Origin of the sequence: Streptomyces sp. NRRL B-24572, from assembly GCF_002156145.1 — a bacterium.
GTDB classification, from domain to species: domain Bacteria; phylum Actinomycetota; class Actinomycetes; order Streptomycetales; family Streptomycetaceae; genus Streptomyces; species Streptomyces vietnamensis.
Genome location: NZ_MWIG01000236.1, coordinates 1 through 18,250, shown reverse-complemented (window position 1 = coordinate 18,250; position 18,250 = coordinate 1). Strand labels below are relative to the sequence as shown.

Sequence of the window (18,250 nt, the reverse complement as noted above, 5' to 3'; positions counted from 1 at the left end):
GCACGCCACGGTCGTCGTGGACGAGGCGGCCGCCTCCAAGCTGAAGCTCGCGGACTACTTCCGCCACACCTACGCGAACAAGCCCTCCTGGCAGGGCATCTAAGACGTACGGCAAGGGCCCCGCACCTGGGGGTCCGTAACTCGGGGCCTGAGGCCCGGGGCCCGGAGCCCGGAGCCCGGAGCCCGGAGCCCGGAGCCCGGAGCCCGGAGCCCGGGGCCCGGACCCAGGGCCCGTAACTCGGGGCTCATGGCCCGGGGCGCAAGCCCGTGTGGAAGGCCCTCAGGCGCCGGTGCCGACCACGGCCTCCGCCGCCGCGCGGCCGCAGACCCGGGCCGCGCCGTGCGTGGCGATGTGCAGGGCCCCGCGGGGCTCCGCCTCGTCGAGGCCCATCTCGACCACGACGGTGTCGGGGCGGACGGCGAGGAGGCCGTCCAGGGCCTCGGTCATCCACGGGTGCCGGTGGGCGTCCCGTACGACCGCGACGATCCGCCGCTCCCCCGCGGCGGCGAGGACGGCGTCCACGGACGGCTCGTCGTAGGAGCCGGTCTCCGTGCCGGGCAGCAGGCGCTCCAGCTCGGCCGCGATGCCCCAGGGCGTCTCGTCACCGACCGCGAAGTTCACGACCGGGGTGAAGGAGGCCACGTAGGGAGCGCTGGTCATCGGCGTGTGAGGCCGCTCCCCCCTGGTCACCTTCAGGGCCCTGCGGGCCGCCACGAGTCCGATGTCGGCGCCGGGCGCGGTCCCCTCCTGCACTGCCGCGCCCGGCACCGATCCAGCCCCCCTGGCCCGGTGCGCCTGGGTCCAGGCCGCCAGGGCGCGCACGCGCGCCGCGGCGTCGGCCAGCCGCTCCTCGGGCAGTTCACCGGTCCGTACCGCGTGGACGAGCGCGTCGCGCAACCGCAGCACGGTGTCCTCGTCGCACAGCCCGCCGCCGACACAGATGGCGTCGGCGCCCGCAGCGATCGCGAGGACGGATCCGCGCTCGATGCCGTACGTCGCCGCGACGGCCTGCATCTCCATGCCGTCGGTGACGATCAGCCCCTCGAAGCCCAGTTCCTGGCGCAGCAGACCGGTGAGGATCTGCGGGCTCAGGGTGGCCGGGCGGTGAGGGTCGAGCGCGGAGAGCAGAATATGCGCGCTCATGACCGCTTTGGTACCCGCGGCGACGGCCGCGCGGAAAGGTACCAGCTCACGGGCGTGCAGTGTGGCGAGGTCCACATCGATCCGGGGCAGCGCGTCGTGGGAATCCACGTTGGTGTCGCCGTGTCCGGGGAAGTGCTTCGTGCAGGCCGCGACCCCGACGCCCTGGAGGCCGTCGACGTACGCCACGGTGTGCCGGGCGACCAGGTCGGGGTCCGGTCCGAAGGAGCGGACGCCGATGACCGGGTTCTCGGCGTTGGAGTTGACGTCCGCCGAGGGCGCCCAGTTCAGGTCGACGCCGCACTGCACGAGCCGGCGGCCGAGCTCGCGGGCGACGGCCCGGGTGAGCTCGACGTCGTCGACGTGACCGAGGGCGTAGTTGCCGGGGAAGGACGAGCCCTGGTTGACCTCCAGGCGGGTGACGTCCCCGCCCTCCTCGTCGATGGCGACGAGGACGTCGTCCCGCTCGGCGCGCAGCTGCGCGGTGAGCGCGGCGAGCTGCTCGGGGCCGGCGATGTTCCGGCCGAAGAGGCCGACCGAGGACAGTCCCTCGCCGATGCGGCGGAGCAGCCAGTCGGGGGCGGTGGTGCCTTCGAAGCCGGGCTGGAGGACCGTGAGCGCGTCACGGGTCAGGGTGTCCGCGCCGTGTACGAGTGTGGTCATGGGAAGCCGTTATCCCTTCACCGCGCCGGCGGTCAGGCCGGCGGCCATCTTGCGCTGGACGAGCAGGAAGAGGATCACGATGGGGACGGCCATCATGGTGGAGCCGGCCATCATCGGCGCGTACTCGGTGCCGTTCTTGGTGATGAAGTTGGAGAGCCAGACAGTGGCCGTCTGGTTCTGCTGGCTCATCAGCATCAGCGCGTAGAGGTACTCGTTCCACGCCTGGATGAAGGCGTAGACGGAGGTGGCCACCATGCCCGGCGCGAGCAGCGGGAAGACCACCCGGATGAAGGCGCCGGTGCGGGTGCAGCCGTCGACCATGGCCGCCTCCTCCAGCTCCTTCGGGATGTTGACGATGAAGCCGCGCAGCGTCCACACCGTGAAGGGGAGGATGAAGGTCAGGTAGGTGATGATCAGGCCGCTGAGCTTGTCGTACTGCCCGAGGTCGTTGAGCAGCAGGAAGACCGGGATGATCATGGCGACGAGCGGGACCATCTGGACGGCGAGGATGCCGACGATGACGGCCTTGCGGCCGCGGAAGGAGAAGCGGGAGATCGCGAGGGCGGCGAGCAGGCCGACCGCGATGCCGATGACGACCACGACGAGCGAGACGGCGAGGCTGCGGAGGACCGGTCCCCAGAAGTCCGCGATGTCGAGGGCGCGCTTGAAGTTCTCCAGCGTGAAGGTCGACGGGAAGAAGTGCGGGTCGGGGTCGATGGCGTCCTTGGCCGGCTTGAACGCCGTGTTGATCATCCAGTAGACCGGGAAGCCGGCGGTGAGGACGACGAGCAGGCCGAGGAGGTTCCAGCCGAGCTTGGACTTGCGGCGGTGGGTGACGGCGGGCGCCGGCGACTTGGCCGGGGTTGCCGTGGCGTTGGCGGCGCTCACTCCACGTCTCCGATCTTGAGCATCTGGCGCATGTAGACGGCGACGACGCCGAGCAGCAGCAGGACCGTGACGAGCGCGATCGCGGAGCCGGTGCCGTAGTCGTTGACGACGAACGCCCGGTCGAAGGAGTACGTGGTGAGGAGCTGGAACTCGGGCTCCGGGTGGCCGTTGCGCATCACGTAGACCTGCGGGAAGACGCCCATGTCCCAGATCACCGACAGCGTGGTCAGCATGACGATGATGGGCTTGAGGATGGGCAGGGTGACGAAGCGGAAGACGCCCCAGGCGCCGGCTCCGTCGAGGCGGGCGGCCTCTTCGAGCTCCTTGGGCACCTGCGTGAGGCCGGCGCTCAGCGTGATGACGACGAAGGGGACGGCGCCCCAGACGACGAGGAGCATGATCACGGCGAGGCCCTGCGGGCCGCTGGCGAACCAGTTGTGGCCGATCATGTCGACGCCGGGGATGCGGCTGAGCAGCCAGTTGAGCACGCCGTAGTCGGCGTCGAAGAGCCACTTGAAGATGGCGGTGGCGACGATGATGGGCATGCCCCAGCTCGCCACCAGCACGATGTTGATCAGGGTCTTGACCCAGCCCGAGACGCGCTGGAGCAGGAGGGCGATCAGCATGCCGAGGACCATGGTGACGATCACGGCGCCGGCCGCGAACAGCACGGTGCGCAGCACGACGGTCCAGAACTCGCCGTCACCGAGGATCTTGGTGAAGTTGTCGAAGCCGGCCCACTCCGCTTCCTGGAAGCCCCACAGCTGGGGCTGTCCGAAGTTCTGGAAGGAGAGGACGACCAGCCGGGCCAGCGGGTAGCCCAGTACCAGGAGGAGGACCAGGAGGCATGGTGCGAGAAGCAGCCATGGGACGCCTGCCCCGCCGTCCGACTTCTTGCCGGGCTTCCCCGGTCCGCCGGCCGTGGAGCCGGAGGGTGGCGATTGCCGCACCGGCGGCACCTTCGCGGTGGTTGTGTCTGCGGCACTCATCCCGTGCTCCTCAGCGATCCCTCTCGTACGGGCGGCAGGGCCCCGTCGCCGTGACGGGGCCCTGCCCATGGGTCACTTGGTGTTGATGACCTTGTCGATCGCGGTGTCGGCGGCCTTGGCGGCCTCCTCGACGGACTTGCCCTTGGCGATGTCGATGAGCATCGTCTTGAGGATCTGGGCCTTCTCGACCTGGCCCCAGCCGGGGGCGGTCGGGACGAAGTAGCTCGACTCGGCGGCGGTCGCCGGGACGGCGGTGGCCGGGTTGCTCTTCAGCGGGGCGAGGTCGGCCTTGTTGTTGGGCAGGTTGCCCTTGGCGACGAGGCCCTTCTGGCCCTCGGAGCCGGTGAAGGCGGCGATCCACTCGCCGGCGACGCCCTGCGCCTTGGACTTGACCGGGATGGCGAGGTCCGAGCCGCCGAGGAAGACCGGGAGGGGCTTGCCGGACGGGCCGGGCATCACGAAGTTCTCGAGCTTGTCCTTCAGCCCGCCGACCTTGTCGCTCTTCGGGTCGGCGGCGGTGGCGCCCTCCCAGCCGGCGGCGAAGATCGTCGCGGACTTGCCCTGGCCGAAGACGACGGGACGGTCGGACTCGTCCTTCGTCTTGTCGCCGTGCATGTACTTGTCGAGGATCTTCTTGTACTCGGTGAGGCCCTTGATGGACTCCGGCGAGGAGAGGTTCGCCTTCCAGGTCTCGCCGTCCTGCTTGGCGATGGAGCCGCCCGCGTCGAAGACGAAGGACATCGCGGCGTACCAGTCCGGCGACGGCTGGTACCAGGCGCTGAACTTGTCGCCCTTCTTCTTCTGGATGGCGTCGAGGGCGGCGGTCAGCTCGGCCCAGGTCTTCGGGGCGGCCTTGACGCCGGCCTCGGCGGCGACGTCCTTGCGCCAGGTGCCGACGCGGCCACCGGCGTAGTAGGGGACACCGTAGGTCTTGCCGTTGTAGGTGACCGAGTCCTTGAGGGCGTCGAGCCACTTGTCGGAGTTCTCGAACTTCGACGCGTCGACCTCGGCGAAGGCACCCTTGGCCATGTAGCTGATCATCTCGGTGTTGCCCATTTCGACAACATCCGGGGCCTTGTCCGTGGCGAGCACCGCGTCGAGCTTGGTGTTCTTGTCCGGCCAGCCGTAGTACTCGTGGTTGATCTTGATGCCCGGGTGCTTCTTGGTCACCGCGTCGTCGGCGGCCTTGACCAGCTCGGGCCAGTTGTTCTGGGCGTCGACCGTCAGCCAGACGGTGAGCTCCTTGGCGTCGTTGCCGCCGGCCTTGTCGCCGCCCTTGTCGGAACCACCACACGCCGCGATGGAGACCATCATGCCCGCGACACCGATCGCCGCGATGAGCTTGCGCTTCACGCCACCCTCCTCAGGGATGCCTGCAACCCCCCTGCCCACCGCGCGAAGACATACGTCGGGTAATGCTCGTGGGGCTGGGACCTGGTCTTTAATGGTTTAGACCAGTACCGGGAGCTTGGCCTAGACCTTTTTGGGTGTCAAGGGTGCGCAAGAGGGGTAACGACGTCCGTTATCGGACCGACACCTCGCCCCGCCGGGCCCCGCCGGACGGCGTCCGCGGACGGGTGGCGACACCCCGGGCGGCCCGCACCTCCCCATCGGAATGGCCTAGACCAACGAGGGATCACTCGGTGTATAAGAAGCAGCAGGACGACTCCTCCTCGCCGAACCGGCACATATCGGCAGGAGAAGACGTGATGGCACACGAAGCGTGCCACCATGTGAGCCGCGACATTCGGAGGAGCCGGTGACGGCAGCAGCACAGGAGTCGGGAAGGCAGGCCATGGCCACGGACGCGGGCAGCACGGACACGGAGGGCGGGGTCGCCACCCGCACCGCGCGCGTGCCCAAGTACTACCGACTGAAGCGACACTTGCTCGACATGACGGAGACCCTGCCGCCCGGCACGCCGGTCCCGCCGGAGCGGACGCTCGCCGCCGAGTTCGACACCTCACGCACCACCGTGCGCCAGGCGCTCCAGGAACTGGTCGTCGAGGGCCGCCTCGAACGCATCCAGGGCAAGGGCACCTTCGTGGCCAAGCCCAAGGTCTCGCAGGCCCTGCAGCTCACCTCGTACACCGAGGACATGCGGGCCCAGGGCCTGGAGCCCACCTCGCAGCTCCTCGACATCGGGTACGTCACGGCCGACGACACCCTCGCCGGACTGCTCGACATCTCGACCGGCGGCCGGGTGCTCCGCATCGAGCGCCTGCGCCTCGCGAGCGGCGAGCCGATGGCGATCGAGACCACCCACCTGTCGGCGAAGCGCTTCCCCGCCCTGCGCCGCTCGCTCGTGAAGTACACCTCGCTGTACACGGCCCTCGCCGAGGTCTACGACGTGCACCTCGCCGAGGCCGAGGAGACCATCGAGACCTCCCTCGCCACCCCGCGCGAGGCCGGGCTGCTCGGCACGGACGTCGGCCTGCCGATGCTGATGCTCTCCCGCCACTCCCTCGACGCCCAGGGCGAGCCGGTCGAGTGGGTCCGGTCCGTCTACCGCGGCGACCGGTACAAGTTCGTGGCGCGCCTCCAGCGCCCCAACGACTGAGCTTCCCGTACGGGCTTCCCGTACGAAGCTTCCCGTACGGGCTTCCGTACGCAACGGACGGCCGCACCCCACCGGTGCGGCCGTTCGGCGTCTCCCGTACGGGACGGGGGCGTCTTCCGCCCGGCAGGAAGGTGCCACCACCCGGGAACCCCCAGGTCGGCGGCGCACGGCGACCGGTGTCGGACGCAGGCCCGAACCGGCCACGCGGTTCGCGCCGACCGGTGACCGCTGACAGGGCACCCCGGGCCGGGCGAGTCTGGGACGGCTTCCGACCCCCGGCGAGAAAGAGGAAGAGCCATGGAGTACACGACCCTGGGCGGCCCCGAGGGCCCGCGCGTGTCCACGCTGTGCCTGGGCACCCTGCCGTTCGGCACCCGGATCGACGAGGCCGCGGCCTTCGCCGTCCTCGACCGCTTCCACGAGGCCGGCGGCACCTTCATCGACACCGCGAACACGTACGCCTTCTGGGAGCCGGGCGCGACCGGCGCCGAGAGCGAGCTGCTCATCGGCCGGTGGCTGCGCAGCCGGGGCGTACGGGACGAGATGGTGCTCGCCACCAAGGTCGGCGCGCTGCCGGACCCGCCGGGCTCGGCCTGGCCGGAGTGCGCGGAGGGCCTCTCGGCGCCGGTGATCCGCCGCCAGGTGGAGGAGAGCCTGCGGAACCTGGGCACGGACCGGATCGACCTGTACTACGCGCACATCGACGACCGGTCGACCCCGGTCGCGGAGACCATGGGCGCCTTCGGCGAGCTGGTGGACGCCGGGAAGATCGGCCGGGCCGGCTGCTCGAACTTCGCGGCCTGGCGGATCGAGGAGTCGCGGGGCGCGGCGGCCGCCGCCGGCGTGCCGGACTACGCGGCCGTGCAGCAGCGGTACACCTATCTGCGGCCGCGCCCCGGGGCGGAGTTCGGAGTGAACCCGCACGCCTCGGAGGAGCTGCTCGACTATCTGGGGACGCGGCCGGAGCTGACGTTCACCGCGTACACGACCCAGCTGACGGGGGCGTACACCGATCCGGGCAAGGAGGTCCCGGAGCAGTACCGGCACGCGGGTTCCGAGCGGCGCCTGAAGGTGCTCGCCGAGGTGGCGACGGAGCTCGGGGTGACCGCCGGCCAGGCGGTGCTCGCCTGGGCGCTGGGCGGGGAGCTGCCGGTCCTGCCGGTGATCGGGGCGAGTTCGCCGGCGCAGCTGGACGAGACGCTCGGCGCGGTGGGGCTGACCCTGGACGCGGAGCTGAGGAAGCGGCTGGACGAGGCGGGCTGACGCGTCCACCCGCCTCGTCCGCCCACCTCGCCCATCCGCCTCGTCCGCCCACCTCGCCCATCCGCCTCGTCCGCCCGCCTCGGATCGCGGAGTTGACCCACGATTGGTCTAGACCTAGACCGCTCCTCCCCTCTAGCATCGACGATCGCGATCACGAGGGGGAGACAGGCGATGCTGGAGGCGCTCGGCGTGGAGGAGTCGGCGGAGGCCGTCTACCGCCTGCTCCTGGAGCGGCCCGAGTACGGCGTGACGGACGTGGCGGCCCGCCTCGGCCGCCCCGAACCGGAGGTCCGCGAGGCGCTCGCCCGGCTCGCGGACCTCAAGCTCGTCCTCGTGGACGACTCGTCCGGCAGGGCCGAAGCCCTCACCCCGGACGTCGGCTTCTCGTTCCTGCTCTCCCGCGCCGAGGCCGAACTGGGCAGGCACAGAAGCCGGTTCGAGCAGGCCGGCCGGGCGGCGGCCGGCTTCCTCGCCTCGTACGCCGACCACCCCGGACCGGCCGCCCGGCACGACCTCGTGGACCGCATCACCGGACTCGACAAGGTCCGCGAACGCCTGGAGGACCTGGCCGCGAACGCCCGCGCCGAGTGCCTCTCGCTTCTGCCCGGCGGCGCCCAGCTCCCCGACACGATGGACGCGAGCCAGCCGCTCGACCGGCTCGCCCTGGAACGCGGGGTGAAGATCCGCTCGATCTACCAGGAAAGTTTCCGCAACGACCCGCCGACCGTCGACTACGTGCGCTGGTACTGCGGGCTCGGCGGCGAGGCGCGGACCGTCCCCGTCGTCCCGATGCTCATGGTGGTCGTCGACCGCGAGGCCGCGCTCGTCCCCGTCGACCCGGAGGACGGGCGCGCGGGCGCCCTCGAAGTGCGCAGCCCCGGCCTGGTCCACGCGCTCGCGGTGCTCTTCGACCGGCTCTGGGACGCCGGCACCCCCTTCGGCGAGACCCCGCGCCGCGACGCGCACGACCTCTCCCCGCAGGAGCGGGAGTTGCTGATGCTCCTCGGCATCGGCTGCACCGACGACATCGCGGCCCGACGGCTCGGCGTCTCCCTGCGGACCGTCCGCCGGATGAGCTCGGAGCTGATGAACCGCCTGGGCGCGCGCAGCCGTTTCGAGGCGGGCGTACGGGCGGCGAAAGAAGGCTGGCTCTGACGACGGGTTCACGCCGATCCCGAAGAATCGCTTCCGTTATGCGGACAGGGGTTCCCAGCGACGGAGCAGTCCCCTAGATTTCCCCAGCATTACCGAGGTGATCAGCGAGGGGACGGAATCGCCATGCCAGATGCGTCAGATGTGACACAAGGGAAACAACCGACCATCACACCCCTGCGGGTGGTGATCGCGCTCTGCCTGTTCGCCCCGTTCGTGGCGATGCTCTGGGTGAGCTCGTACGCGAAGGTCGAACCGCTCTTCGCCGGCATCCCGTTCTTCTACTGGTACCAGATGCTCTGGGTGCTGATCTCCACGGCCCTCACCATGATCGCGTACAAGCTGTGGCAGCGGGACCAGCGCGCCCGCAAGGGAGGTGACGCGCGATGAAGGACGGCGTGAACGGCGTGGCGCTCGGCGTCTTCGTCTTCTTCTTCCTGGCCGTCACGGTCATGGGCTTCCTCGCCGCGCGCTGGCGCAAGGCCGAGAACGAACACAGCCTCGACGAATGGGGCCTGGGCGGCAGATCGTTCGGCACCTGGGTGACCTGGTTCCTGCTCGGCGGCGACCTCTACACGGCGTACACCTTCGTCGCCGTCCCCGCGGCCATCTACGCGGCGGGCGCGGCCGGCTTCTTCGCCGTCCCGTACACGATCCTCGTGTACCCGCTGATCTTCACCTTCCTGCCGCGCCTCTGGTCGGTCTCGCACAAGCACGGGTACGTCACCACCTCGGACTTCGTGCGCGGCCGCTTCGGTTCCAAGGGCCTGTCGCTCGCGGTGGCCGTCACCGGCATCCTCGCCACCATGCCGTACATCGCGCTCCAGCTCGTCGGCATCCAGGCCGTCCTGGACGTGATGGGCGTCGGCGGCGGCGAGAACACCAACTGGTTCGTGAAGGACCTGCCGCTGCTCATCGCCTTCGGCGTCCTGGCCGCGTACACCTACTCGTCCGGCCTGCGCGCCCCCGCGCTCATCGCCTTCGTCAAGGACACCCTGATCTACATCGTCATCGCGGTGGCGATCATCTACATCCCGATCAAGCTGGGCGGCTTCGACGAGATCTTCGGCAAGGCGGCCGAGGCGTACAAGACGATCAACCCGGCCACCGGCAAGCCGAAGGGCGCGCTCGTGCCCGGCGAGGCCGGCCAGTGGACGTACGCGACGCTCGCGCTCGGCTCGGCGCTCGCGCTCTTCATGTACCCGCACTCCATCACGGCGACGCTCTCCTCCAGGAGCCGCAACGTGATCCGCCGCAACACCACGATCCTGCCGCTGTACTCGCTGATGCTGGGCCTGCTCGCGCTGCTCGGCTTCATGGCGATCGCCGCCGACGTGAAGGTGACGAACGGCCAGCTCGCCATCCCGCAGCTCTTCGAGACCATGTTCCCGGACTGGTTCGCGGGCGTCGCGTTCGCCGCGATCGGCATCGGCGCGCTCGTCCCCGCCGCGATCATGTCGATCGCCGCGGCCAACCTCTTCACCCGCAACATCTACAAGGACTTCATCAGGAAGGACGCCACCCCGGCCCAGGAGACCAAGGTCTCCAAGCTGGTCTCCCTCCTGGTGAAGGTCGGCGCCCTCGTCTTCGTCCTCACCATGGACAAGACGGTCGCGATCAACTTCCAGCTGCTCGGCGGCATCTGGATCCTGCAGACCTTCCCGGCGCTCGTCGGCGGTCTCTTCACCCGCTGGTTCCACCGCTGGGCGCTGCTCGCCGGCTGGGCCGTCGGCATGGTCTACGGCACGGCCGCCGCGTACGGCGTCGCCAGCCCGACCCAGAAGCACTTCGGCGGCTCCGCGGCCGAGATCCCCGGCATCGGCGAGATCGGCTACATCGGCCTCACCGCCTTCGTGCTCAACGTCCTCGTCACGGTCGTCCTGACCTTCGTCCTCAAGGCCGTCAAGGCCCCCGAGGGCGTCGACGAGACCTCCCCCGAGGACTACACGGCGGACGCGGGCGACGCCGGTGTCCGCGACCTGCCGACGGTCGGCGCCGGAGCGCACTGACCGGAAGAACGCGCCGCAGGGGCCCGGGATCTCACCAGGAGAACCCGGGCCCCTGCGCATGACCGCGCGCGGCAGACTGGAGCCCATGGACTTCACGATCAGGGCGGTACGGCCCGAGGAGTACGAGGAGCTCGGCGACCTCACCGGGTTCACCTATCTGAATGACGGGCTGCTGCTGCACGGCGAGGACGACTTCTACCTGGCCGTGCTCCGCGACACGGCCCGGCGGGCGCGCGAGAGCGAGGTGCTCGTCGCCGTCGACGCCGACGGCGGGATCATCGGCGGGGTGACCTTCGCGGAGGGCGGCACCACCTGGGCGGACATCGCCGTCCCCGGCGAGGCCGAGTTCCGGATGCTCGTCGTCGCGCCGGCGGCCCGCGGCAGGGGCGTCGGAGAGGCCCTCGTACGCGCCTGCGTGGACCGGGCGCGAGCCCTCCCCGGCTGTACGCGCCTGGTGCTCTCCACGGCCGATCTGATGGTCTCCGCGCACCGGATCTACGAGCGGCTCGGCTTCGTCCGCACCCCCGAGCGGGACTGGGAGCCGATCCCCGATCACTCGCTGCGCACGTACGCCCTGGAGTTGTAACTCCCGGGACCGACACAACATGTGGGGGGTGCCAAGAGCGGCGCCCCCCACATGTATGCTCGTCCTCGCTGTCGACGCAGGGGAATCCGGCGCGAATCCGGAACTGTCCCGCAACGGTGTGCTTCGTGCGGTTTCGTGCTTCGTACGGAGTGAGTCCGAAGACCTGCCGGCAGCGCGCCCGGTCCGTCCGTTCCGGGTGCCACAGACGTCCGGGCCTCGCGGAGTTGGGTCGGTGGACGCGGCGCGCCCGCGCGTACGGGGTGCCCGCCTGCCCGCCTTCCCGCCCGAGGCCCCGAGCCGAGCGAGGGAGAGCCCCCACGTGACCATCGCGCCCGCCGATCCGGCCGCAGCGATCGAGACCGACGGCCCCGGGACCGTACTCCTGCGGACCCTGACCGATCTCACCGCCGACCTCCCGGACACCGACCCCGGCAAGGTCGCCGCCGCCGCCCTCCGCGGCCGCAGCGCCACGTCGGACGAGGCGGAGCTGCGCGAGCTGGCCACCGAGGCGGCCGCCGGCCTGATCGCCGAGGACCCCGCGTACTCCCGGCTCGCCGCCCGGCTCCTCACCATCACCATCGCCGACGAGGCCGCAGGCCAGGGCGCCGTCTCCTTCTCGGCCTCCGTCGCCGTCGGTCACCGCGAGGAGCTCATCGCCGACCGCACCGCCGAGTTCGTCGCCCAGCACGCCGAGCGGCTCGACGCGACGATCGACCCGGCCGGCGACGACCGCTTCGGCTACTTCGGTCTGCGCACCCTCTACTCGCGCTACCTGCTGCGCCACCCGATCACCCGCAAGGTCATCGAGACCCCGCAGCACTTCATGCTGCGCGTCGCCTGCGGCCTCGCCGAGGACGACTCGGTCCGCGCGCTCGACGAGGTGGCCGCGCTGTACGGCCTGATGAGCCGTCTGGACTACCTCCCGTCCTCCCCCACGCTCTTCAACTCCGGCACCCGCCACCCGCAGATGTCCTCCTGCTACCTCCTGGACTCCCCGCAGGACGAGCTGGACTCCATCTACGACCGCTACCACCAGGTCGCGCGCCTCTCGAAGCACGCGGGCGGCATCGGCCTCTCGTACTCCCGCATCCGCGCCCGCGGTTCGCTGATCCGCGGCACCAACGGCCACTCCAACGGCATCGTGCCGTTCCTGAAGACCCTCGACGCCTCCGTCGCCGCCGTGAACCAGGGCGGCCGCCGCAAGGGCGCCGCCGCCGTCTACCTGGAGACCTGGCACGCGGACATCGAGGAGTTCCTGGAGCTCCGCGACAACACCGGCGAGGACGCCCGCCGTACGCACAACCTGAACCTGGCGCACTGGATCCCGGACGAGTTCATGCGCCGCGTCAACGCCGACGCCGAGTGGTCGCTCTTCTCCCCGTCGGACGTGCCCGAGCTCGTCGACCTGTACGGCGAGGAGTTCGACGCCGCCTACCGCAAGGCCGAGGCGGCGGGCCTGGCCCGCAAGACCATGCCGGCCCGCGACCTGTACGGCCGGATGATGCGGACCCTCGCGCAGACCGGCAACGGCTGGATGACCTTCAAGGACGCCTCCAACCGGACCGCGAACCAGACGGCCGAGCCGGGCACGGTCGTCCACTCCTCCAACCTCTGCACCGAGATCATCGAGGTCACCAACGACGGCGAGACGGCCGTCTGCAACCTCGGCTCGGTCAACCTCGGCGCGTTCGTCGTCGGTTCGGACATCGACTGGGAGCGCCTGGACGAGACCGTCCGCACGGCCGTCACCTTCCTCGACCGGGTCGTCGACATCAACTTCTACCCGACCGAGCAGGCGGGCCGCTCCAACGCCAAGTGGCGTCCGGTCGGCCTGGGCGCGATGGGCCTCCAGGACGTCTTCTTCCAGCTGAAGCTGCCGTTCGACTCGGCCGAGGCGCGCGCCCTGTCGACGAAGATCGCCGAGCGGATCATGCTGGCGGCGTACGAGGCGTCCGCCGACCTCGCCGAGCGCAGCGGCCCGCTCCCCGCCTGGGACAAGACCCGCACCGCCCGGGGCGTCCTGCACCCCGACCACTACGACGTCGAGCTCAACTGGCCGGAGCGCTGGACGGCCCTGCGCGCGCGCATCGCCTCCACCGGCATGCGCAACAGCCTCCTCCTCGCCATCGCCCCGACGGCGACCATCGCCTCGATCGCGGGCGTCTACGAGTGCATCGAGCCGCAGGTCTCCAACCTGTTCAAGCGCGAGACGCTGTCCGGCGAGTTCCTCCAGGTCAACTCGTACCTCGTCGACGAGCTGAAGAAGCTCGGCGTGTGGGACGCGCAGACCCGCGAGGCCCTGCGCGACTCCAACGGCTCGGTGGCCGGCTTCACCTGGGTCCCGGCCGAGGTCCGCGAGCTGTACCGCACGGCCTGGGAGATCCCGCAGCGCGGCCTCATCGACATGGCGGCGGCGCGCACCCCGTTCCTGGACCAGTCGCAGTCCCTGAACCTGTTCATGGAGACGCCCACCATCGGCAAGCTGTCGTCGATGTACGCGTACGCCTGGAAGCAGGGCCTGAAGACGACGTACTACCTGCGCTCCCGCCCGGCGACCCGGATCGCCCGCGCCGCCCAGGCCGCCGCCCCGATCCCCGTCCAGCAGGCGACCCCCGACGCGGACGCCATCGCCTGCTCCCTTGAGAACCCCGAGTCCTGCGAGGCCTGCCAGTAATGAGCTCCACCGAGAAGAAGAACCTCCTGGACCCGGGCTTCGAGCTCACGCTCCGCCCCATGCGCTACCCGGACTTCTACGAGCGCTACCGGGACGCCATCAAGAACACCTGGACCGTCGAGGAGGTCGACCTCCACTCGGACGTCGCCGACCTCGCCAAGCTCACCCCCGGTGAGCAGCACATGATCGGCCGTCTGGTCGCGTTCTTCGCGACGGGCGACTCGATCGTGGCGAACAACCTGGTCCTGACGCTGTACAAGCACATCAACTCCCCGGAGGCGCGGCTGTACCTGAGCCGTCAGCTCTTCGAGGAGGCGGTGCACGTCCAGTTCTACCTGACCCTCCTGGACACGTACCTCCCCGACCCGGACGACCGTGCGGCGGCCTTCGCGGCGGTCGAGAACATCCCCTCGATCCGCGAGAAGGCGCAGTTCTGCTTCAAGTGGATGGACTCGGTCGAGAAGATCGAGAAGCTGGAGACGGCCGCCGACCGCCGCCGCTTCCTGCTGAACCTGATCTGCTTCGCTGCCTGCATCGAGGGCCTGTTCTTCTACGGCGCCTTCGCGTACGTGTACTGGTTCCGGTCGCGCGGTCTGCTGCACGGCCTGGCGACGGGCACCAACTGGGTCTTCCGCGACGAGACCATGCACATGAACTTCGCGTTCGAGGTCGTGGACACCGTCCGCAAGGAGGAGCCCGAGCTCTTCGACGACGCGCTGCAGCAGCAGGTCACGGACATGCTGAAGGAGGCCGTCGAGGCGGAGCTGCAGTTCGGCCGTGATCTGTGCGGCGACGGCCTGCCGGGCATGAACACCGAGTCGATGCGCGAGTACCTCCAGTGCGTCGCCGACCAGCGGCTCGTTCGCCTCGGATTCCCGCCGGTCTTCGGCTCCGAGAACCCGTTCGCGTTCATGGAGCTCCAGGGCGTCCAGGAGCTGACCAACTTCTTCGAGCGCCGCCCGTCCGCCTACCAGGTGGCGGTCGAGGGCTCGGTGGACCTCGACGAGGACTTCTGACACCTCCGCACATGGACGATGCCCTCCGGCCGCACGCCGGAGGGCATCGCCATGTCGCGGCCCGTCGGGCAGCACCACCGCGCCCGCGGTGGTTCAGCCGGTGCAGCCGGTGACGCTGCCGGGAGGACCACCGCCACGCCGGCCGCCAGGCCGGCCAGGGCCGGGACACGCCACAGGTGCGGCAGCCGGGGACGGGCGGCCGGACGCTCTGCCGGTACGTCAAGGGCTCCTCCTTCCACGTCAGGAGGCACCCGCGACCCTGCGAAGAGGGGCCGCAACCAGCCGACCCCCTCTTCCCCCGCCGGCGTCCTGGAGGGGCCGGTCGGGCGAGGCGTCACCGCAACGGAAGAGGGCCCCGCACTCGACGAGTGCGGGGCCCTTTCGCGTGGCTACGAGTACGTCACTCGTTCGGGACGACCGGGTAGCGCGGCGTGCCCTCTTCCATCTGGCGGAGGGCGTCCTTGCGGTCGCGCTTCGAGAGCTTGTCGATGTAGAGGAAGCCGTACAGGTGGTCCGTCTCGTGCTGGAGGCAGCGGGCGAAGTAGCCGGTGCCGCGGACCTTGATCGGGTTGCCCTTCAGGTCCTGGCCGGTGACCTCGGCGTAGTCCGGACGGGCCAGCTCGGCGTACGCGGTCGGGACCGACAGGCAGCCCTCGTTCGAGTCGTCGAGGTGCCGCTGGTCGGCCGGCAGGTCGACGAGGACCGGGTTGATCACGTGGCCGACGTGGCGCTTGCCCTCGTCGTCCATGCAGTCGTAGACGAAGACCTTGAGGTCGACGCCGATCTGGTTGGCGGCGAGGCCGACGCCCTCGGCGGTGCGCTGGCTGGCGAACATGTCGTCGATGAGCTGCGCCAGCTCGTCATCGAAGGAGGTGACGTCCTTGCACTCCCGGTGCAGGACGGGGTTGCCCACGACCGTGATGGGGCGCGATGTGCCGCGCTCGCGGTGGGCGGTCTCACGCTCCTCGGTGTCCTCGGTGTCGACGATGAAGCCCTCTTCGTCGACGGCGTACACGCCCGTCTGCTCCTGCTCAGTGCCCTGCTGCGACATGTCCGCCGTACGCCTTCTTCCTCGAACCGGTACACCCCGTGGTAGGTGCGATGTACAGCCTACGGGCAGCGGTCAGCAGACTTCCTCAAGATCTCGCCATTCCCGACTGTCCGGGCTGTCCGCCACCCAGCCGTCCAGAAGGCCCCGCACCAGGCCCGCCGGGGCCGCGATGCCGCACTCCCGCTCGGGGACCCACAGCTCGCCGGGCGAGCGGTGGCCGAGGGGGCCGGGGTGTCCCGGTTCGCTGTGGTCGTGCGGGTCGGAGTGCTCGCCCTCGCCCTCGGCGCTCGGCATGGTCGACTCGGAGCAGGCGCGGCAGAGCAGCCGTACGGAGGAGGACCAGTCCTCGGCGGCGAATCCGGCCTCTGCGGCGAGCTGCTCCAGGGCGTCCCGGTCGGCCTCGGTGGCGGCCTCCAGGAGGACGACCCAGGTGGGGACGGGTGAGGGCGCCCACAGCTCGATCTCGTCGAAGACGGGGTAGGAGGGGCCCGCGGTGGTGGTCCGCTCTCCGTTCGGGACGCCGTCGTGGAGGACGACCTCGCCCCAGCGGCGGCCGGAGGACGGCAGCGGGATGGAGAGGACCTCGATCCGGGCGGGGTCCAGGCGCCGGCCCCATACGACCTCGGCCTCGCCCTCGGGTGAGAGGCGGACGGCGGCGCTGCCGAGCTCCATGCCGGCGGGCTCGCCGGTGCCCGCGGCGGCGCCGGGGACCTTCAGTCCGTAGGCCTGCCAGGCGCGGCGGGCCAGCGGCCAGTCCTGGAGGGCGGTGGCGGCGATGCCCACGTTCCACCAGTCGGGGGCGCCGGTCTCCTTGTCGAGGAGCGCGACGGCGCGCAGCCCGGCGGCCCGGGCCTGCTCCCAGTCGTGCCGGAACTTGTGCAGCAGCGCCAGGTTGAACCAGGACTCGGAGAGCCAGGGCTCCAGATCCGCCGCGCGCGTCAGAAGTGCGCCCGCGTCCTCGTACCGGCCGTCGCCGATCAGCGTGAACGCGCGGTCGGTGGCCTGCCGCCACGAGGCGGAGGGCCGATGCCGTACCTTCCCGAAGATCTTCACGATTCCCGCCTGCCGGTCGCTTCACCCTCTTGTTCGCATCCAACCATGCCCGGTCGGACGCGCGCTCATTACCCATGGGTTACCCAGGGACCCCCGAGGTCACCCCAGTGGGTCCGCCCCGTGCCAGGACCCTGGCCAGGCTCTCGACGACGTCCGGGTGGTAGTCGCGCGCGGTGCCGAGCCTGAGCCGTTCCAGGGCGTCGAGGGCGGCGCCCGCGCTCTCGCCCGCGAGGTCGTCGTAGGCGTTCACGGCCCGGACGATCCGGGCGGCCGGCGGTTGCTCGCGGTACGGGTCGGCCTGCCGTTCCACGACGACGGCGACGGCCTCGGGGACGCCGGTCCTGCGGACGACCTCGCCGCCCAGGAGGGCGATCCGGCGCTGTTCCTCGGCGGGCAGGAGGGCGGTGGCGCCGCCGGCGACGGGGTCGACGAGGGAGAGCTGTCCGATGTCGTGCATGAGCGCCGCGTGCTCCAGGACGGTCAGCTCGGTCCCGGAGAGGCCGAGCTCGCGTCCGACGGCGGCGCTGAGGGCGGCGACCCGGTGGGCGTGCCCGGGCGGGGTGCAGCCGGCGATCTCGGTGGCGCGGGCGAGGGAGGCGATGGTCTGCCGGTTGACGGTGCGGACGGCCGCGTACCGCCGGAAGGAGACCTGGGTGAGCAGGAGGGGCACGGCGAGGACGGGCAGGGCCCAGAGTCCGGCGGCGGCGACGCCGAGGGCCATGACCGTGCCGGTGGCGCAGACGGCGGAGCCGATGCCGAGGAGGGCGCGGAGTTCGTCGCGGAGGAGGGGGCCGTACGGGAATCCGGTGCGGGCGCGGAGCACGAGGGCGGCGAGGACGGCGTCGCACAGGGCGGTCAGGACGAGCAGGAGGACCAGGAAGAGGGCGTACGCGGGGCCCTGGCCGAGGTGCTCGGTGACGGCGCCCGAGTTGTAGAGGGGCTGGAAGCAGAGCGCGGCGAAGCCGACGGCGAGGACGCGGCGGGCGAGGTGGTCCGGGTCGGGGCCGTGCCCGAGGGCGGTGTGGGGGACGATCCCGGCGAGGCCCGCGGCGACGACGACGGCGACGGTCTGGAGGACGCCGTGGGTGGTGGCGGTGCCGGCGCTGGTGCCGAGCAGGGCGTACGCGAGGGCTCCGGCGGCGGCGAGCGGTGCGGGTTCGCGTTCGCCGGGTGCGGCGCCCCAGCGGGCGAGTTCGCCGAGGGCG

Annotated in this window: 15 protein-coding genes, 1 pseudogene and 1 riboswitch; of the genes and pseudogenes, 9 read left to right on the top strand and 7 right to left on the bottom strand. The window is 70.8% G+C overall.

Going from position 1 to position 18,250, the window contains the following annotated elements; genetic code table 11:
* Positions 1–103, top strand: a pseudogene (locus CCN56_RS41830) (glucosamine-6-phosphate deaminase); the annotation flags it as partial.
* Between the two features lie 177 nt (positions 104–280).
* Here CCN56_RS41830 and CCN56_RS14730 read toward each other — a convergent pair.
* From CCN56_RS14730 to CCN56_RS14715, 4 genes are all read right to left on the bottom strand, one after another.
* A complete protein-coding gene (locus CCN56_RS14730) occupies positions 281–1,804 on the bottom strand; it encodes a glycoside hydrolase family 3 protein (RefSeq protein WP_086827144.1) in 1,524 nt (507 codons plus the stop codon).
* Between the two features lie 9 nt (positions 1,805–1,813).
* A complete protein-coding gene (locus CCN56_RS14725) occupies positions 1,814–2,692 on the bottom strand; it encodes a carbohydrate ABC transporter permease (protein ID WP_086827142.1) in 879 nt (292 codons plus the stop codon).
* A complete protein-coding gene (locus CCN56_RS14720) occupies positions 2,689–3,681 on the bottom strand; it encodes a carbohydrate ABC transporter permease (protein ID WP_086827140.1) in 993 nt (330 codons plus the stop codon). The genes CCN56_RS14725 and CCN56_RS14720 overlap by 4 nt, the downstream gene beginning before the upstream one ends.
* Positions 3,682–3,753: 72 nt before the next feature.
* A complete protein-coding gene (locus CCN56_RS14715; RefSeq protein WP_086827138.1) occupies positions 3,754–5,034 on the bottom strand; it encodes an extracellular solute-binding protein in 1,281 nt (426 codons plus the stop codon).
* 442 nt (positions 5,035–5,476) lie between these two features.
* On the opposite strand from CCN56_RS14715, the gene CCN56_RS14710 reads away from it, so the two are divergent.
* The 8 genes from CCN56_RS14710 to CCN56_RS14675 all read left to right on the top strand — a co-directional run bounded on the left by CCN56_RS14710 (position 5,477) and on the right by CCN56_RS14675 (position 14,941).
* Positions 5,477–6,241 carry a GntR family transcriptional regulator gene (locus tag CCN56_RS14710; protein WP_041131170.1) on the top strand — a complete coding sequence of 255 codons (765 nt, stop codon included), beginning with the start codon at positions 5,477–5,479 and terminating at the stop codon, positions 6,239–6,241.
* Positions 6,242–6,538: 297 nt separating this feature from the next.
* Entirely contained in the window at positions 6,539–7,504 is a 966-nt protein-coding gene (locus CCN56_RS14705) for an aldo/keto reductase (protein WP_086827136.1), read from the top strand.
* A 171-nt stretch (positions 7,505–7,675) separates the two neighbouring features.
* Positions 7,676–8,659 carry a helix-turn-helix transcriptional regulator gene (locus CCN56_RS14700; protein WP_086827134.1) on the top strand — a complete coding sequence of 328 codons (984 nt, stop codon included), beginning with the start codon at positions 7,676–7,678 and terminating at the stop codon, positions 8,657–8,659.
* Positions 8,660–8,782: 123 nt separating this feature from the next.
* The gene (locus CCN56_RS14695) at positions 8,783–9,046 is read left to right on the top strand and encodes a DUF3311 domain-containing protein (protein ID WP_086827132.1); all 264 of its coding nucleotides are present in this window, start codon (positions 8,783–8,785) and stop codon (positions 9,044–9,046) included.
* Positions 9,043–10,665, top strand: a complete 1,623-nt coding sequence (gene mctP, locus CCN56_RS14690; RefSeq protein WP_086827130.1) for a monocarboxylate uptake permease MctP — start codon at positions 9,043–9,045, stop codon at positions 10,663–10,665. The genes CCN56_RS14695 and mctP overlap by 4 nt, the downstream gene beginning before the upstream one ends.
* Before the next feature lie 85 nt (positions 10,666–10,750).
* Positions 10,751–11,251, top strand: a complete 501-nt coding sequence (locus tag CCN56_RS14685; RefSeq protein WP_086827146.1) for a GNAT family N-acetyltransferase — start codon at positions 10,751–10,753, stop codon at positions 11,249–11,251.
* A gap of 42 nt (positions 11,252–11,293) precedes the next feature.
* Positions 11,294–11,437: riboswitch (cobalamin riboswitch) on the top strand.
* Between the two features lie 133 nt (positions 11,438–11,570).
* Positions 11,571–13,925: a ribonucleoside-diphosphate reductase subunit alpha gene (locus CCN56_RS14680; protein ID WP_086827129.1), complete on the top strand. Its 2,355-nt coding sequence runs from the start codon at positions 11,571–11,573 to the stop codon at positions 13,923–13,925.
* Positions 13,925–14,941, top strand: coding sequence for a ribonucleotide-diphosphate reductase subunit beta (locus CCN56_RS14675; protein WP_041131165.1), 1,017 nt, complete (start codon positions 13,925–13,927; stop codon positions 14,939–14,941). The genes CCN56_RS14680 and CCN56_RS14675 overlap by 1 nt, the downstream gene beginning before the upstream one ends.
* A gap of 400 nt (positions 14,942–15,341) precedes the next feature.
* Here the strand turns inward: CCN56_RS14675 and def are convergent, their stop codons facing one another.
* The 3 genes from def to CCN56_RS14660 form a co-directional block, all read right to left on the bottom strand.
* Positions 15,342–15,992, bottom strand: a complete 651-nt coding sequence (gene def / locus CCN56_RS14670; RefSeq protein WP_086827127.1) for a peptide deformylase — start codon at positions 15,990–15,992, stop codon at positions 15,342–15,344.
* A 72-nt stretch (positions 15,993–16,064) separates the two neighbouring features.
* Positions 16,065–17,045, bottom strand: coding sequence for a hypothetical protein (locus CCN56_RS14665; RefSeq protein WP_017236276.1), 981 nt, complete (start codon positions 17,043–17,045; stop codon positions 16,065–16,067).
* A gap of 79 nt (positions 17,046–17,124) precedes the next feature.
* Positions 17,125–18,250: HD-GYP domain-containing protein (locus CCN56_RS14660; RefSeq protein WP_086827125.1), on the bottom strand; the 1,126-nt coding region annotated here is incomplete at its 5' end.

What these genes read in the sequence shown, in the direction of transcription:
- CCN56_RS14730 (WP_086827144.1), bottom strand. Translation starts at nt 1,804, where the DNA reads ATGACCACACTCGTACACGGCGCGGACACCCTGACCCGTGACGCGCTC.
- CCN56_RS14720 (WP_086827140.1), bottom strand. Translation starts at nt 3,681, where the DNA reads ATGAGTGCCGCAGACACAACCACCGCGAAGGTGCCGCCGGTGCGGCAA.
- CCN56_RS14710 (WP_041131170.1), top strand. Translation starts at nt 5,477, where the DNA reads ATGGCCACGGACGCGGGCAGCACGGACACGGAGGGCGGGGTCGCCACC.
- CCN56_RS14705 (WP_086827136.1), top strand. Translation starts at nt 6,539, where the DNA reads ATGGAGTACACGACCCTGGGCGGCCCCGAGGGCCCGCGCGTGTCCACG.
- CCN56_RS14700 (WP_086827134.1), top strand. Translation starts at nt 7,676, where the DNA reads ATGCTGGAGGCGCTCGGCGTGGAGGAGTCGGCGGAGGCCGTCTACCGC.
- CCN56_RS14695 (WP_086827132.1), top strand. Translation starts at nt 8,783, where the DNA reads ATGCCAGATGCGTCAGATGTGACACAAGGGAAACAACCGACCATCACA.
- mctP (WP_086827130.1), top strand. Translation starts at nt 9,043, where the DNA reads ATGAAGGACGGCGTGAACGGCGTGGCGCTCGGCGTCTTCGTCTTCTTC.
- CCN56_RS14685 (WP_086827146.1), top strand. Translation starts at nt 10,751, where the DNA reads ATGGACTTCACGATCAGGGCGGTACGGCCCGAGGAGTACGAGGAGCTC.
- CCN56_RS14675 (WP_041131165.1), top strand. Translation starts at nt 13,925, where the DNA reads ATGAGCTCCACCGAGAAGAAGAACCTCCTGGACCCGGGCTTCGAGCTC.
- def (WP_086827127.1), bottom strand. Translation starts at nt 15,992, where the DNA reads ATGTCGCAGCAGGGCACTGAGCAGGAGCAGACGGGCGTGTACGCCGTC.